Origin of the sequence: Nocardia sp. NPDC050712, from assembly GCF_040654295.1 — a bacterium.
Classification (GTDB): domain Bacteria; phylum Actinomycetota; class Actinomycetes; order Mycobacteriales; family Mycobacteriaceae; genus Nocardia.
In genome coordinates, this window is record NZ_JBFAHT010000001.1 from 246,890 (window position 1) to 261,480 (window position 14,591).

Consider the following 14,591-nt stretch of genomic DNA (forward strand, 5'->3'; position numbering starts at 1 on the left):
GGTCAGCGCCGCGACAGCTGCGCCGGGGACCGATCCCGGTGCAGATAGGCGGCGCGCTCTTCCTGGCGGCGGTAGTCCAGATCGGTGCCGCCGCCCAGGGTGGCCGCGGTGCGGAGCGCCACGACGATCCCCACGGGCAGCAGGATCCAGCTCAGTTCCAGCACGGCTATCGTCCGCCGTGGGAGCGGGCGGGTTCGCTGCGGTAGCGCGAGGTGGTGCCGTCGATGCGGCAGATCTTCCACAGGATCCGGGAGATCGGGTTGATCAGGCCGAGGTCGGTGGCCAGCATGCGGACATCGGCGAAGAAGCCGCGCAGCAGCTTGCGGGATTCCGGGCTGCCCCAGAAGACCTCGTCCAGCACCGACTGCGGCACGTCGCAGTCCTGGCGGAACTCCTTGGTGGGCACCGCGATCAGATCGCAGATGATGCGCATGGTCGGGGCGAACACCAGCGACAGCGCGAACTTCTTGAACCGGCCCAGCCGCGGCACCGCGTGCTCCAGGTAGCCGTGGGCGAAGCTGATGTGGCGGGCCTCCTCGGCGACGTGGATCGCCATCACCCGTTCGATCATGGGGTGGGCCGCGGCGCCCGAGCGCAACAGCGTCTTCTGCCCGTGGTCGATCGGCTCCTCGCCGGCCAGCACCATGACGAAGAACCATTCCGGAAAGACGTTGGCCAGGAACGGAACCAGCGGCGCGACCACCCGCACCCAGGGGCGCATGCCGGGGACATCCAGGCCGATCCGGTTGACCACCTCCTGGAACATCATGGTGTGGTTGCACTCTTCGATGGATTCGTGTGTGCAGTAACGGAATTCGGCCGACCCATTGGGCAGGCTGAACACGTACTGCATGAGCCCGCGGATGAGAATGTTCTCGAATTGCAGGCCCACCTTGGCGATATTGGCCTGCCGCCACATGCCGATGTGGATCTGCCGCTCGCGCGGCAGCGCCTGGTACCAGGGGTGCGCGCCGAACGGGTCCGCGGTGGGCATGATCCAGCGGTCGTCGTCGGCGCGGACGGCGAACTCCGGGTCGTCCCAGGGGATGTCGATATACGGATCGAACCGCTTGTGGACCGAGCCGTAGGACAGGGTCGCCAGTTTCTCGATGTACTCGTCACGAAGTGCCTCGGGCATCGGGCCCCGCCTCCTCCAGCTGTGATCGCGACACTGTGTCGCGCTCAATAACGTCACGGTACCGCCGGGCATGCGGTGCGGGCAAGGGTTGACCGCGACAATCTGTCGCGGTCATGGCCGAACGGTGACTCAGTAGCGGGCGGCGGCCTCGGCCAGCAGTTCGCCGATCGGCACGTCCGCGTCGACGGGGATACCCCGGTTGCGGGCATGGCCTTCCAGCACCATCACCAGCGAATCGGTCAGCGCGCGGCTGACCTGGGCGGCGTCCCAGCCGCCGGGCCGGGTCCGCAGCCAGCGCGTCACCGCGCCGTCCACCGTCGACACCACCGCGAAGGCCGCCACGTCGATGGCGGGGTCGGCCTGCCCGAACAGCGCGGCCGCGGGCGTGAACAGTGCCGAGATGCGCTGCGCGACGGCCTCTTTGGTACCGGCGACCACGATCACGCCGGAGGGATCGTGGCTGCCGGGCCCCTGCTCCACCCACCGGTGCAGGCGGGGATGGGCCGCCACCAGGGTGACGTAGGTGTGCACGGCGCGATACACCGTCTCGCGCACCGAATCCTCGGGGTCCAGCGTCGGCATCAGCGTGCCGATATACGACTCGACCAGGTACTCCCGGGTCTGGGCGTCGAGGTCCTTGCGATCGGCGAAATGCCGGTAGATCACCGAGCGTTTCAGGCCGGCCCGGTCGGCGATGTCCTGCAGCGAGATCTCGGTGCCCGGTTCGGACTCCTCGATCAGCTCGACGAGCGCGTCCATGACCGCACGGCGGCGCTCGGCGTTGTGCTCACCCCAGCGCCCACCGGAACCCTCGTTACGCCGCGCGACCATGTCTCACAGCATTCCATCTCCGGCGCTACGGGTTCACCACTGTCCATACGACTCGGTCAGGATGTGGTTGAGATCGACGCCGACGCCGTCGACCGCCCGCTTGTCGATTTCGAACTGGTGCAGGTGCGCGGCCGGGTGCACATAACCCTGCGGCGTGCCCCAATTGTGCTGCCAGAAATAGGAGCCCAGGCCCGAGTCCAACGCCCAGTCGATGGTCGGGGAGTTGGCGTAGACGCCGGTGTTCTGGTGACCGGCGACCGATTCCCAGCCTTCGAGGTACGGGCGGACCATCGCGTCGAATTCCTCGATGCTCGGATTGTCGTCGATGGAGGTGTAGATGGGACGGTCGTCCGGCCCGCCCGCCTCGCGGTGCAATTCCATCCCCCGCTCGGCGTGGCGCTGACCCGCTTCGAAACCGCCGCGCCAATCCGCGGTGGGGCCCTTGCCGAATTGATAGCAGGACACGACCGCCAGGCCCGCGGCACGCAGGGCTTCGGCCTCGAGGGCGAGCAATGGTTTGCCGATCATCCATTCCGCGCCGGGCCGCCGATCGGAGACGTACCGGATGGCGCCCAGATGGCCCGCCTGCATGATCGCCTCGACGGAGGGGACGCCGCCCGCGTAGTCCAGCAGGGTGCCCAGCGGCTCGGCGGATACTCGGGGCGCGGTCAAACCGACGGCCGCCACGGCGGCGGCACAGGTGAAAAGGGAACGCCGGGACAACTCCATTACGCAGACTCCTTCGCACAAACCGCTGGGATGCGCGAGCCGAAATTGCGCACCTTTATGGGCAGCGTGCCCGGCGCACCTTCCCCAAGGTGGCTACATTCCTGCAGCCGCGCGCCGGGAGCCTCGAACGTGAACTTATTTCACCATATTCACAGGGGAACCGCCAGACCCATCGGACACACTCACCACACGAGTCCCAACGGTCACTAGCGGGTTTTGCTGCCGCCGATCCGGGCGGCGACGTCGATGGTCCGCCCGGACGCGTTGCCCAATTCCTTGCGCACCACGCTCGCGACCTGGGCTACCACCTGTTTCTTGATTCCGGCCAGGGCGCCCAGGGTGGCGGCGCGCATGCCCTCGGCCTTGTATTCCAGCTGGATGTCCGCGGTGTCGAGCGGGTCGACATCGATGACGATCGACAGCGGGTCGCTCGCGCGGGCGGTCAGCACCAGCGGCACCCGCACGTCGGCGCGGTAGCGATTGGACTTGAGCACGTCGACGGTGATGTCCAGGCTCACCGGCAGCAACAGGTCGAAGGACACCTCGTCCGCCTCGCGCTCGGTCAGCTCCGGCTCCAGGATCGAACCCCGCACCTGCACGGTGGCCTTCTTGCCGGGGCCGGTGCGCAGCGGCCCGACCTCGATCGGGCGGCCGGCCATCCGGCGCACCACGTCGAAGACGCGCTCCCGGGTGACGATGTGCTCGAAGAAGCGGTGGCCGAACTCGCCGTAGTCGATCCAGTCGAACTCGGCCTTGTCGCGATGCGGGGACGGCGTGCCGGCCACGATGGCCTCGACGTCGAAGACCCGCCCGCGCCGGGCCTGCGGCTCGGACAGAATCGCGTTCACCCGCTTGGTCACCTCGTTCTGCACCATTCCGGCCAGCGGTCCGAGCAGGCCCTCCCAGGACGCGGCGATGGCCTGGGCGCGCAGCACGAAACTGACGTCGGCCGCGGTGATCGGCGGGATGTCGATGACGATGAGTACCGGGTCGGCCGTCCGCGCGTGCAGGGCCAGATCGATCTCGACGACGGCCGCCAGCCGCAGCTTCTGCCCGCCGAGCAAGACCTTCACCGACAGCGACAGCGGCACGGTGACCTGGAAGACGACGTGCGGGTCGCGCCGCAGCACCACGGGTTCGCCGACCTTGCCCTCGGCGAGGAAACCGGCCAGGCCCGCCGGGCCCAGGGAGTACGGGCCGATGCTGACGCCGCGGCCGGCCATACCGGCCACCGCGGACACGATGCGCTGCTCGGTCACCGCCTGGGCGACGAAGCGTTCTCCGAATTCGGCGTAGTCGATCCAGGTCGGATCACTACCCGTGGCGTCGATCGGCTGCACTGTTGCGGAACCCTTACCTGAAGACGGACACCGGACACGCTACGCGACCGAGGTTTCCGGCGGCGTGCGCCGCCTGGGAACGAGGCGGGATCCCTGTCCTGCTGATGAGGGGGTAGCAGGACAGGGCCCCTATGAGCGACGCTGCCGGGCGCCGCCTACTCCATGGTAAGGCGCGGGGCCGGACTCGCCGATTGTCCGCGCGCCGAGTATTCGGGCAGATGAGCAACGATTCTCACAGTTGACAACGGCTCAGCTGTGCAACTTGCCGAGTCCGACCACGCCGGGCACTTCCGCCAGCACAAATCTGCTGATGCGCACATCGTCGAATTCGTTGCCGCCGATCGTGGTCACCGAGCCGTTCGCGTAGTCCAGCACGATGTTGGTGTGCTGGGTGAACGGGCTGCCGTCGCTGTAGAGCAAGACGTCGCCGGTGCGCGGCGAATATCCCGCGAGGCCGGTGAATCGGCCGGCTCCCTGGTAGTACTCCGTCAGCGTGTAAACGCCCGGAATGCGCCAGGATCCGGAGTTCGGGTTGGCCAGTGGAAGGCCGGCCGCGCGCATCGCCCAGCTGACGAAGTCGGCACACCAGGCTTCTTCGATGCCCTCGGCGTATTTGGTGCCGGCGCCGGGCTGCTCGAACTCCCGCCGCAGCACCTCGCCGAGCCGGGCCTGATCGGCGCTCAGGCTCGACTCGTCCAGGGCCGGGAACTCGGTGAGATTTTCCCCGATGACCGCGGATTCGGCCGAGTGCTGGTGCCACAGGCGCACTCCCAGGACCGCGGCGACCGCGAGCGCGGCCACCAGGATGATGCCCAGCCCCGCCCAGCGGCCGATCTTCTGCTTGTTCATGTGCCCCCGGTCCTTCGTGCCGTTCTACCGAGTAGACGAACGGGGGCGCCGAACGGTTCCCGCGTCGCTCAGGCGGCGGGCTTCTTGCCCATCGGAATGCAGGCGGTCAGCGCGATCGCCACGACGGCGGCGGCCATCGCGATGAAGAAGGTGGTGTGGAAGCCCTCGCGCGAGGGGAGCACGTGCGTACCGAGCTGGATGGTCATGTGGGCGAGCACCACGCTCATCACGGCCGAGGAGGTCGAGGTGCCGACCGAGCGCATCAGCGAGTTCAGGCCGTTGGCGGCGGCGGTCTCGGTGATCGGCACCGCGCCCATGATCAGCGCGGGCATCGCCGCGTAGGCCAGGCCCACGCCGCCGGCGCAGATCACCGAGGCCAGCATGATCTGCCAGACGCTGTCCATCAGCACCACGGCCAGCAGGTAACCGGTCGCGATCACGGCCGAGCCGAGCATCAGGGTCACCTTCGGGCCGCGCGCGGCCGACAGCCGCGCCGACACCGGCGACAGCAGCATCATCACCAGGCCGGTGGGCGCCATCACGAGGCCGGCGTTGACCATGGACAGCCCGAAACCGTAGCCGGTCTCCTCGGGTGCCATCAGCAGCTGCGGGAAGGTCAGCGACATGCCGTAGAGCGCGAAGCCGACCGCGATCGAGGCGACGTTGGTGAACAGCACCCGCGGCCGTGCCGACACGCGGATGTCGACCAGCGGGGCGGCTTGGCGCAGCTCGTACCAGCCCCAGCCGAGGAACATCACCAGCGCGACCGCGAACAGCGCCAGGATCGATCCGCTGGCCCAGCCCCAGTCCGCGCCCTTGGTGATCGCGATCAGCAGCGCCAGCAGCGCGATCGAAAGACCGACGGCGCCACCGAAGTCGAACCGGGCGGGCGTGCGGACCGGGGACTCCGGAACGAAGATGAACACCAGCACCGCGCACAGCACGCCCATGCCCGCGGCGGTCCAGAACAGCATGTGCCAGTCGGCGTTCTGCGCGATCGCGGCGGCGACCGGCAGGCCGATCGCGCCGCCGACGCCCAGGGTGGCGCTCATGATGGCCATGGCCGAGCCCACCTTCTCGGCGGGGAGTTCGTCGCGCATGATGCTGATGCCGAGCGGGATCGCACCGACCGCCGCGCCCTGCAGCGAGCGGCCGATGACCTCGGGCAGCAGCGAGGAGAAGCTCGCGCAGACCACCGAGCCGGCGATCAGCGCCAGCAGATTCACGAACAGCACGCGGCGCTTGCCGAACATGTCGCCGAGCCGGCCGCTGATCGGGGTGAACACCGCGCCCGCGAGCAGCGTGGCGGTGATGACCCAGGAGGCGTTGGAGGCCGAGGTGCTCAGCAGCGTGGGCAGCGACGGAATGATCGGGATGACCAGCGTCTGCATCAGCGACACCACGACGCCGACCATGCCGAGGGTCGCGATGAGCACGGCGGGCGCGGGACGGCGGGGAGTCTGCGCCGGACTCGGGTCGGCGGTTTCCGCGCTGGATTCGGCAATGGTCATGAGTGTGTACGGTACATATCGTGTGTAGGGTGCACAATTTGCTCTCGGCGTGATCCGGCCGACATAGTGGTGCCCATGTCCGACGAGCCGGCCGCGCTGCAGCGCTTGGTCTACGAGATGACCCTGCTCTCCCGGCACTTCCCGACCTCGGTGCTACGCCGTCCGGGATTCCAGCTCGACCGCTCCGCCTACCTGTTGCTGATCCGGCTCGAGCTCGACGCGCCGCTGAGCCTGCGCGAGCTGGCCGAGGCGTTCCGGCTCGATATCTCCACCATCAACCGTCAAGTGGGCTCGATGCTCAAACAGGGTCTGGTCGAACGGGTTCCGGACCCCGCGGGCGGGATCGCGCGCAAGATCCAGGCCAGCCCCGCGGGATTGGATTTGCTGGTCCAGGATCGAGCGCAGAGCCGGGATGGCATCGGCGCCGTCGTCGCGGACTGGGACGCGGCCGATGTGGCACTGCTGAGCAAACTCGTCGCACGGTTCAACGCCTCGATCGAGGCCAAGGAAGACAACCCGTGGCCGCGGCCCTAGGGCGGACATCGATGCGGACAATCGGTGCGAACCCGTTGTGTCCGTGGCCGATCCCATTAGGCTCGCGACGGTGGGACAGCACCGCAGCACAGAACCCTCTACCTGGCTTTCCTGGGACAATTACCTCATCGGTGTCCTAGGTCTGGTGATCGCGGCGGGCCTGGGTACCTCGGCCGCCATCCTCGCCGATTCCGGGCACACCACCGCCGCCGTCGTGCTCGCTGTCGCGGCCGCGGCGTGTGTGATCCCCGCGGCCCTGCAAGCTCTCGGCGAACTCCTCGCCGGGCTGCTGCTGGTGCTGATGTTGCTGGGCGGTGTCCTGCTCTTACCGGCGCTGCTCGTCAGCCGCCGATTACGGCGCTGGGCCAAGCAGCGGTGGATCCGGACCTGGCATTGAGTCTTCAAGTGCCCCAGCCGGATTGACTCGTGCACCCGCAGCCCCACCAGTACCTATTCGGGGGTTCGAGGTGTGCGGCGCGGCTTTGTCGGGTTCACTGAACACTATGGGCCCATTACGAATTCCGGTCTCCGCCGCGTCCCTGAAAGGGGTCGGCTGGCTCGTCGACGCGAGCAGGCAGCAGCGCGTCATCCTGACCAGTGCCGGCCGCCCGGTCGCCGTCGTCGACGCGTGCGGCCGTGCGCCACAGTCATTTCCGGCTGTCGACCTGGCCGGCGCGTGCGCTCGGCTCGGCGTCGACGAGGCTCGGGTACGCGAGCGAATCCGGCACCTGACCGGTCGGTAGCCAACCGGCAACTGGGGGTCTCGCCGACGGCGGGGCCCCTATTTTGCTGTGCCCCATCGAAATAACCCGATGTTTGAGTCGCCGATCGCGAGGCACTACCGGAACAACAGACGCTCGTCGAAGGAGAATGCGGTGTCGTCCGGAATGTTGGTAGTGCTGGTTATCGCGGTGGTAGTCGCCCTCGCGCTGTTGGGCTTGTTGATGTGGCCCGCGGTGCGCAGGCGGCGGCTGCGGGAGAAATTCGGGCCCGAGTACGACCGGACCCTGCAAGAAGCCGAGGATCGCAAGACCGCCGAACGTGAACTGGCGCAACGCGAACGTCGGCACGCCGAACTCGAGCTGCGTGAGCTGCCCCAGGAACGCAAAGAGCAGTACCTGACCGAGTGGGCCGGGGTCCAAGAGCAGTTCGTCGACCATCCGGCCGAGGCCGTGGTCGCGGCGGACCAGCTCGTCACCACCATCATGTCCGAACGCGGTTACCCCACCGAAGGCTACGACCAGCAGGTCGCGGATCTGTCGGTGGAACACGCCAACACGCTCGGCCACTACCGCACCGCGCACGAGATCGCGACCCGTCGCGACGGCGACGGCGCCTCCACCGAGGAGATGCGCACCGCGATCGTGCACTACCGCGAACTCTTCCAAGACCTGATGAACGGCCACACCACCCAGCACACCAAGGAAGCGAAGTCATGAGCACCAAACACGTCCACGGCGCCCAGCCCTCGGATTCCGACGACACCGCCGCCGAGTCCGCCTACGCCAAGCCGCACGACGCCGAGGAAGATCAGCTTGTCCCCGGCGACGACCCGAACGGCTGGTCCGGCACCCACCACGCCGGCGACGAGGCCACCACGGCCGAATCGGCCGAGACCGAGCGGGCCACCGACGCCGAGCTGAACGAGCACCCGGACCGGGCGGACTACGCGCACGAGGCCGAGACCGCGGAATCCCCGGCAACCGAGCGCGACGTCGACGGGACTTACGCCGACACCGAGCGGCCCGCGACCGAGTCCGAAACCTACGATGCGGCCGTCGGGTCCGAAAGCTACGACCCGGCCGTCGACTCGGAGCCGTACGAGCCCCTGCCCGCGACCGCGGAGCACGAGACCGCGGCGCACGAGACCGCCACCGCGGTGCCCGAGGCGAAGTCGCCGGTGTCCGCCGAGACCAACGGCGACGTGAGCGGCCCGCTGTTCGCCGAGGACGAGCTCGAGCGACTACGCACCGAATGGCGCGAACTGCAGGGCAATTTCGTCGACAACCCGCAGGACGCCGTCACCCGCGCCGACGAACTCGTCACCTCGACCATCGATCACCTCACGGCCGCTTTCGCCGAGCGCAAGCAGACCCTCGGGCAGCGTTGGACCGACCAGGCCGACACCGAGGACCTGCGCAACGCCCTGCGCGGCTACCGTGACTTCTTCAACCAGCTCCTGAGCACTCCGTAACCCCGGAGCCGACACACCCCCTGCGTGCCCGCACGCAGGGGGTGTGTCGCTGTCTAGGTCTGGCTGTGGCTCAGTGGGGAGCCGCGAAGGTCCGGCTCGTCGTCGGCGACGACGCGCAGCGTCGGGCGCGACTCGGGGGCCGCGTGATCGCCGCGCCAGGAGAACATCGACCAGCGCGAGCGGCCGGAGAACGCCGAGCCGAGGCTGGCGAAGGAGGCCGAGGAGAGCAGCGAGCCGAAGCAGCCGGCCGAGCCGATCGACAACACCGAGCCGACGCTGCCGATGGACAGGATCGAGTAGGCGGAGCCGATGGACAGGATCGAGCCTTCGGAGCGGTAGGACAGAATCGACCGGTGCGATCGCCTGCTCCGGCGGGAGTGCGAGGGTGCGTCGACAGTCGCCATGACTCGGGTCTACCACAGTGCGACGAGATGCACGCGCTAACACCGGGGTCCGGAAACGACGAAGCCCGGCGGTCGACGGACCACCGGGCTTCGGGCAAATATCAGGCGACGTTGAAGAAGCCGAGCATCGGCAGGAAGGAGCAGGTGCGCGGCTCGGCATCGGCGGCCTGGGTGGTCAGCGAACCGCCCACCACGGCGACCACGCGACCGGCGCCGGTATCGGCGATGGCCGAGAGCGTGGCCGGGCCGTCCGGGTTGATCTTGGCGTCGTCGGTCAGGGTCTGCACGCCGGACTTGCCGGTGTTCAGGTTGATCCACTGCACCGTCATCGGCGCGCTCTGTTCGGCGGTCGGCGACTTGGTGCCGAGCGCGGTGAACACGAAACCGGTCTGACCGGACTTCGGCCCGGGCGGGGGCAGCTGGGCCGGGCCGGGCACCGCGAGCGCGGTACCGACCGAATCGGCGCTGGCGCTGATGCAGCCCTTGCCGATGCTCGGGTACAGGAACTGCGCGATGACGGGGCCGTCCTGCGGCAGGGTCGGGCCGCCGCCGCCGCTACCGTCGAGGAAAGTGATGATGCGTTCCAGCGTGGCCTTGATCTGCGGGGGCAGGTTCAGGGTGGCCAGCAGGGTGCGCGCCTGGGCCAGGATGGCGGCCTGCGGTCCGTCGGCGATGTCCTTGGCGGGGCCGGTGATCGAGCCGACGATGGCCGGGGCCAGCGCGGCCAGCGCGTCGACCGGCACGCCCTCGGGCACGATGGGGATGTCGTTCGAAACCGCGGTGGACGCGGGCGCCGGAGCCGCAATGGCGGTGGGCGCAGCGAGTGAAGCACTCGCGGCCAGGGCGAGAGCGGTCAATGCGATCCGCGATCCTCGGTTGCGAAGCACTGTCTAGCCGTCCTTACCTTCGGGTACATCTGGTGCGATGGGGTGAAAACCCATCGTTTCGGGGTCACTCTAGGGACAAGGTCACCGAGTTGTACAGCTGCGGTGTCCTAGTAGTGCGCTCTGGACGAACAGTGTGGTCAGAACCTAGCGCGATCTGGTGTTACTCGAGTGAAGTGTGATGCAGATGTTATCAGCAATTATGCGGCGCCAGGGTGCAGGCCGGGCATCACTATAGGGCCCTGATGAGTGGTCCTACCGGGGCGTCCGCCTTGTGGGCCTTCGCGCTGCGGTTAATGTAGTCGGAGTTTTCAGCCCCTGCCGCCCAATGCCCGAACGAAAGCCGCGATGTGACCCCAGAGAGCGTTCGGACGACCCACCGTCCGGCCGCCACCCGCCTGCGCTGGGCGGTGCTGGCCCTCGGCCTGTCCGTGCTGGCGCGGCTGTTGTGGATGCTGCTGTCGGAGAACGGGATGAACCTCGTCGACTTGCACGTCTACGTCGACGGTTCGGCCTCGCTGCTCACCGACAAGCTCTACGACTACACGTATTCGGAGAAAACGCCGGACTTCCCGCTGCCGTTCACCTACCCGCCGTTCGCGGCGCTGGTGTTCTATCCGCTGCACTTCTTGCCGTTCACCGTGATCGCGATCGGCTGGCTGCTGGCCACCGTCGCCGCGCTCTACGGCATCGTGCAAATCAGCTTGGAGCTCTTGCTCGGTCGCGATCGGATGCGCGAAATCGGCTGGCAGGCAGCGGCGATCGGCTGGACCGCGGTGGGCGTGTGGCTGGAACCGGTGCGCACCACCATCGACTACGGGCAGGTGAACGTCTTCCTGGTGCTGGGCGCGATGCTGGCCGCGCGCAGCACCCGCTGGTGGGTCTCGGGCGGGCTGGTCGGCATCATCGCGGGCATCAAACTGACTCCGGCGATCACCGGTCTGTACTTCGTGGCGCGGCGGCGCTGGGGCGCGGCGGTCTGGTCGGCGGTGGTGTTCGGGCTGACCGTCGGCATCAGCTTCCTGATCAATCGGCACGAGGCGAAGCGGTATTTCGGCACCCTGCTCGGCGACGCCGACCGGATCGGCCCGGTCGGGTCGGTGTGGAACCAGTCGATGCGCGGCGCGCTGAGCCGGATCGTCGGCTACGACGTGCAGACCGGCCCCTGGTACCTGGCCGGCGTGCTGGTGATCGCGGTGCTCGGCGTCTGCGCCTGGCGCACCCTCGGCCCCGACGACCGGCTGGGCACGCTGATCATCGTCCAGCTGTTCGGGCTGATGATCTCGCCCATCTCCTGGTCCCACCACTTCGTCTGGCTGCTGCCGACCGTGCTGTGGCTGGTGTACGGCCCGCTGCGGCAGGCGCCCGGTGCGCGCCTGCTGGCGGGATTCTGGTTGCTCACCATGCTGATCGGCGTGCCGTGGGTGCTGTCGTTCGCCCAGCCCTCGATCTGGGACGTGTCCCGGCCGGGGTGGCTGGCCTGGCTGGGCGCGGTCGACCTGTTCGGCGTGCTGGTGTTCTTCGTCTGGGTGATCTGGGTCAGTCGGCGGAACCGGCCAGCGCGGCCAGCCGATCGATCTCCCGAGCCAGCGCGACATCCAGGGCGGTGAGTCCGCCCGAGTCGTGGGTGGACAGCGCGAAGGTCAGCGTGCGCCAGCGAATGTCGATATCGGGGTGATGGTTCATCGTCTCGGCGATGTCGGCGACCCGGCGCACGAGCTCGACGCCGTTCAGGAACGAGGTCGCCTGCAGGGTGCGGGTGATGGTGTCACCGGAGCGAGTCCAGCCCTGCAACTCGAGGAGCGCGTCGGTGAGTTCGGCGTCGGTCAGTAGTGGGGTACTCATGACCCGGTTCTACCCAATTCGCTACGCGGCGCGCGCCAGTTTCAAGGCTTTCTTGAGGTCTTTGCCACAGCAGCCGCGTGCCTCTGCCTTCTGCATCCGCATGATGACAACAGGGCATTTGATGCAGCGCGTCTTCTTACGGCAGCATTTCTTCTTAGGTTTCAGCTTGGAAACCTTCTTGGCTTTCACCTTGCCCACAATGGTTAGCATACCCTAAGTCGGGGAGCCGGACGCGGAGGGGACACGTGATTGCCGGTAAGGTATCACCTGGCCGCTAGCCCCAGGTGAGTTTTTTTCGCTACCTGTTTGCAGGGCCGGCCGACCTACACCAACAGCAGGAGGATTCAGCGTGTCGTCTGCGCGCGATTTTCGCAACGTGGCCATCGTGGCCCACGTCGACCACGGCAAGACGACGCTGGTCGACGCCATGCTGCGGCAGTCCGGGGCATTCGCCGAACGGGCGGAGCTGGTCGATCGGGTCATGGACTCGGGTGACCTGGAGCGCGAGAAGGGCATCACCATTCTCGCGAAGAACACCGCGGTACACCGGCATAACCCCGACGGCTCGGTAACCGTCATCAACGTGATCGACACCCCCGGCCACGCCGACTTCGGTGGTGAGGTCGAACGTGGCCTGTCCATGGTCGACGGCGTCGTGCTGCTGGTCGACGCCTCGGAGGGTCCGCTCCCGCAGACCCGCTTCGTGCTGCGCAAGGCGCTGGCCGCGAAGCTCCCCGTCATCCTGGTGGTCAACAAGACCGACCGCCCCGATGCCCGGATCGCGGAGGTCGTCGAGGAGAGTCACGACCTGCTCCTCGATCTCGCCTCGGATCTGGACGACGAGGCCGCCGAAGCCGCCGAGCTGGCGCTGGACCTGCCGGTCCTCTACGCCTCCGGTCGCGCGGGCAAGGCCTCCAAGGAGCAGCCGGAGAACGGCTCCGCGCCGGACGCCGAGAACCTGAACGCGCTCTTCGACGTTCTGATGGAGTACATCCCCGCGCCCAAGGGCGATCCGAACGGGTCGCTGCAGGCGCACGTCACCAACCTCGACGCCTCCAACTTCCTGGGCCGCCTCGGCCTGGTTCGCATCTACAGCGGCGAGCTGCGCAAGGGCCAGAACGTGGCCTGGATGCACGCCGACGGCGTCAAGACCATCAAGATCACCGAGCTGCTCCAGACCATCGGCGTCGAGCGCCAGCCCGGCGAGGTCGCCGTGGCCGGTGACATCGTCGCCATCGCGGGCGTCCCGGAGATCATGATCGGCGACACCCTCGCCGATCCGGAGAACCCGGTCGCGCTGCCCCGCATCGCGGTCGACGAGCCCGCCATCTCGGTCACCATCGGCACCAACACCTCGCCGATGGTGGGCCGGGTGAAGGGCCACAAGCTGACCGCGCGCATGGTCAAGGATCGCCTCGACAAGGAACTGATCGGCAACGTGTCGCTGCGCGTGCTCGACATCGGCCGTCCGGACGCCTGGGAGGTGCAGGGCCGCGGTGAGCTGGCGCTGGCCATCCTGGTCGAGCAGATGCGCCGCGAGGGCTTCGAGCTGACCGTCGGCAAGCCCCAGGTGGTCACCAAGAACATCGACGGCAAGGTGCACGAGCCGTTCGAAGAGCTGACCATCGACAGCCCCGACGAGTACCTGGGCGCGATCACCCAGCTGCTGGCCGCCCGCAAGGGCAAGATGGTGCAGATGAGCAACCACGCCGCCGGCTGGGTGCGCATCGAGTTCATCGTCCCCTCGCGTGGCCTGATCGGTTTCCGCACCGACTTCCTCACCGAAACCCGCGGCACCGGTATCGCCAACGCCGTTTCGCACGGTTACGCGCCGTGGGCCGGCGAGATCCGCGCCCGCCACACCGGCTCGCTGGTCTCCGACCGCGCGGGCACGGTGACCCCGTTCGCCATGATCCAGCTGGCCGACCGTGGCCAGTTCTTCGTAGAGCCGGGCGCGGACACCTACGAGGGTCACGTCGTGGGCATCAACCCGCGTGCGGAGGATCTCGATATCAACGTCACCCGCGAGAAGAAGCTGACCAATATGCGCAGCGCGACCGCGGACACGTTCGAGACCATGGCCAAGCCGCTGCAGCTCGAGCTGGAAAGCGCGATGGAGTTCTGCGCCGGCGACGAGTGCGTCGAGGTGACCCCGGAAATCGTGCGCGTGCGCAAGCTGATCCTGGGCGCCACCGAACGCGGCCGTGAACTGTCGCGGCGTAAGGCTCGGGACCGGGCCGCTCTGTAGTGGGAATGCCCGGCGAGGCAACGGATTCTCACACGCCGTCTAGTAGTGTGCGGCGTGTGAGCCCGGGGGCAGAATCTACTTGGC

At 67.9% G+C, this 14,591-nt stretch carries 18 protein-coding genes; 7 read left to right on the forward strand and 11 right to left on the reverse strand.

The annotated features are described in order from the left end of the window. Positions 1-2: 2 nt before the first annotated feature. The 7 genes from AB0H76_RS01215 to AB0H76_RS01245 all read right to left on the reverse strand — a co-directional run bounded on the left by AB0H76_RS01215 (position 3) and on the right by AB0H76_RS01245 (position 6,398). Positions 3-164, reverse strand: coding sequence for a hypothetical protein (locus AB0H76_RS01215; RefSeq protein ID WP_357315646.1), 162 nt, complete (start codon positions 162-164; stop codon positions 3-5). A gap of 2 nt (positions 165-166) precedes the next feature. Beyond that, a complete protein-coding gene (locus AB0H76_RS01220; RefSeq protein WP_357315649.1) occupies positions 167-1,138 on the reverse strand; it encodes a diiron oxygenase in 972 nt (323 codons plus the stop codon). A 129-nt stretch (positions 1,139-1,267) separates the two neighbouring features. After that, positions 1,268-1,969: a TetR/AcrR family transcriptional regulator gene (locus tag AB0H76_RS01225; protein ID WP_357315652.1), complete on the reverse strand. Its 702-nt coding sequence runs from the start codon at positions 1,967-1,969 to the stop codon at positions 1,268-1,270. A gap of 33 nt (positions 1,970-2,002) precedes the next feature. Next, positions 2,003-2,698, reverse strand: a complete 696-nt coding sequence (locus tag AB0H76_RS01230) for a DUF1906 domain-containing protein (RefSeq protein ID WP_357315655.1) — start codon at positions 2,696-2,698, stop codon at positions 2,003-2,005. A 206-nt stretch (positions 2,699-2,904) separates the two neighbouring features. Then, entirely contained in the window at positions 2,905-4,038 is a 1,134-nt protein-coding gene (locus AB0H76_RS01235) for a hypothetical protein (RefSeq protein WP_357315658.1), read from the reverse strand. Positions 4,039-4,287: 249 nt separating this feature from the next. Then, positions 4,288-4,887, reverse strand: coding sequence for a CHAP domain-containing protein (locus AB0H76_RS01240; protein ID WP_357315660.1), 600 nt, complete (start codon positions 4,885-4,887; stop codon positions 4,288-4,290). Between the two features lie 68 nt (positions 4,888-4,955). Continuing rightward, a complete protein-coding gene (locus AB0H76_RS01245) occupies positions 4,956-6,398 on the reverse strand; it encodes an MFS transporter (RefSeq protein WP_357315663.1) in 1,443 nt (480 codons plus the stop codon). A 75-nt stretch (positions 6,399-6,473) separates the two neighbouring features. Here AB0H76_RS01245 and AB0H76_RS01250 point away from each other — a divergent pair, with 75 nt between their 5' ends. The 5 genes from AB0H76_RS01250 (at position 6,474) to AB0H76_RS01270 (ending at position 9,126) form a co-directional block, all read left to right on the forward strand. Then, a complete protein-coding gene (locus AB0H76_RS01250) occupies positions 6,474-6,932 on the forward strand; it encodes a MarR family winged helix-turn-helix transcriptional regulator (RefSeq protein ID WP_357315666.1) in 459 nt (152 codons plus the stop codon). Between the two features lie 70 nt (positions 6,933-7,002). Further along, positions 7,003-7,329: a hypothetical protein gene (locus AB0H76_RS01255; RefSeq protein ID WP_357315669.1), complete on the forward strand. Its 327-nt coding sequence runs from the start codon at positions 7,003-7,005 to the stop codon at positions 7,327-7,329. A 106-nt stretch (positions 7,330-7,435) separates the two neighbouring features. Then, positions 7,436-7,675, forward strand: coding sequence for a hypothetical protein (locus AB0H76_RS01260; protein WP_357315671.1), 240 nt, complete (start codon positions 7,436-7,438; stop codon positions 7,673-7,675). 132 nt (positions 7,676-7,807) lie between these two features. Then, entirely contained in the window at positions 7,808-8,371 is a 564-nt protein-coding gene (locus AB0H76_RS01265; RefSeq protein ID WP_357315674.1) for a hypothetical protein, read from the forward strand. Continuing rightward, positions 8,368-9,126: a hypothetical protein gene (locus AB0H76_RS01270; protein ID WP_357315677.1), complete on the forward strand. Its 759-nt coding sequence runs from the start codon at positions 8,368-8,370 to the stop codon at positions 9,124-9,126. The genes AB0H76_RS01265 and AB0H76_RS01270 overlap by 4 nt, the downstream gene beginning before the upstream one ends. A 53-nt stretch (positions 9,127-9,179) precedes the next feature. Here AB0H76_RS01270 and AB0H76_RS01275 read toward each other — a convergent pair whose 3' ends face one another. Both AB0H76_RS01275 and AB0H76_RS01280 read right to left on the reverse strand, forming a co-directional pair. After that, positions 9,180-9,530: a hypothetical protein gene (locus AB0H76_RS01275; protein ID WP_357315680.1), complete on the reverse strand. Its 351-nt coding sequence runs from the start codon at positions 9,528-9,530 to the stop codon at positions 9,180-9,182. Positions 9,531-9,631: 101 nt separating this feature from the next. Continuing rightward, positions 9,632-10,417, reverse strand: a complete 786-nt coding sequence (locus AB0H76_RS01280) for a hypothetical protein (protein WP_357315683.1) — start codon at positions 10,415-10,417, stop codon at positions 9,632-9,634. Positions 10,418-10,764: 347 nt separating this feature from the next. On the opposite strand from AB0H76_RS01280, the gene AB0H76_RS01285 reads away from it, so the two are divergent. Further along, on the forward strand, positions 10,765-12,024 hold the full coding sequence (locus AB0H76_RS01285) for a mannosyltransferase (protein WP_357315686.1): 1,260 nt from the start codon (positions 10,765-10,767) through the stop codon (positions 12,022-12,024). Here the strand turns inward: AB0H76_RS01285 and AB0H76_RS01290 are convergent. Further along, complete coding sequence (locus AB0H76_RS01290) at positions 11,954-12,259, reverse strand: 4a-hydroxytetrahydrobiopterin dehydratase (RefSeq protein ID WP_357315689.1); 306 nt, start codon at positions 12,257-12,259, stop codon at positions 11,954-11,956. The two genes, AB0H76_RS01285 and AB0H76_RS01290, sit on opposite strands and share 71 nt — an antisense overlap. A 21-nt stretch (positions 12,260-12,280) precedes the next feature. Continuing rightward, positions 12,281-12,457, reverse strand: coding sequence for a hypothetical protein (locus AB0H76_RS01295; RefSeq protein WP_357315691.1), 177 nt, complete (start codon positions 12,455-12,457; stop codon positions 12,281-12,283). A 151-nt stretch (positions 12,458-12,608) separates the two neighbouring features. Between AB0H76_RS01295 and typA the strand changes: the two genes are divergently transcribed. After that, positions 12,609-14,507 carry a translational GTPase TypA gene (typA, locus tag AB0H76_RS01300; protein WP_357315694.1) on the forward strand — a complete coding sequence of 633 codons (1,899 nt, stop codon included), beginning with the start codon at positions 12,609-12,611 and terminating at the stop codon, positions 14,505-14,507. The last annotated feature ends 84 nt before the right edge of the window (positions 14,508-14,591 follow it).

Coding starts and splice junctions, on each gene's coding strand:
- AB0H76_RS01220 (WP_357315649.1), bottom strand. CDS start 1,138: ATGCCCGAGGCACTTCGTGACGAGTACATCGAGAAACTGGCGACCCTG.
- AB0H76_RS01225 (WP_357315652.1), bottom strand. CDS start 1,969: ATGGTCGCGCGGCGTAACGAGGGTTCCGGTGGGCGCTGGGGTGAGCAC.
- AB0H76_RS01230 (WP_357315655.1), bottom strand. CDS start 2,698: ATGGAGTTGTCCCGGCGTTCCCTTTTCACCTGTGCCGCCGCCGTGGCG.
- AB0H76_RS01240 (WP_357315660.1), bottom strand. CDS start 4,887: ATGAACAAGCAGAAGATCGGCCGCTGGGCGGGGCTGGGCATCATCCTG.
- AB0H76_RS01245 (WP_357315663.1), bottom strand. CDS start 6,398: ATGACCATTGCCGAATCCAGCGCGGAAACCGCCGACCCGAGTCCGGCG.
- AB0H76_RS01250 (WP_357315666.1), top strand. CDS start 6,474: ATGTCCGACGAGCCGGCCGCGCTGCAGCGCTTGGTCTACGAGATGACC.
- AB0H76_RS01260 (WP_357315671.1), top strand. CDS start 7,436: ATGGGCCCATTACGAATTCCGGTCTCCGCCGCGTCCCTGAAAGGGGTC.
- AB0H76_RS01270 (WP_357315677.1), top strand. CDS start 8,368: ATGAGCACCAAACACGTCCACGGCGCCCAGCCCTCGGATTCCGACGAC.
- AB0H76_RS01275 (WP_357315680.1), bottom strand. CDS start 9,530: ATGGCGACTGTCGACGCACCCTCGCACTCCCGCCGGAGCAGGCGATCG.
- AB0H76_RS01290 (WP_357315689.1), bottom strand. CDS start 12,259: ATGAGTACCCCACTACTGACCGACGCCGAACTCACCGACGCGCTCCTC.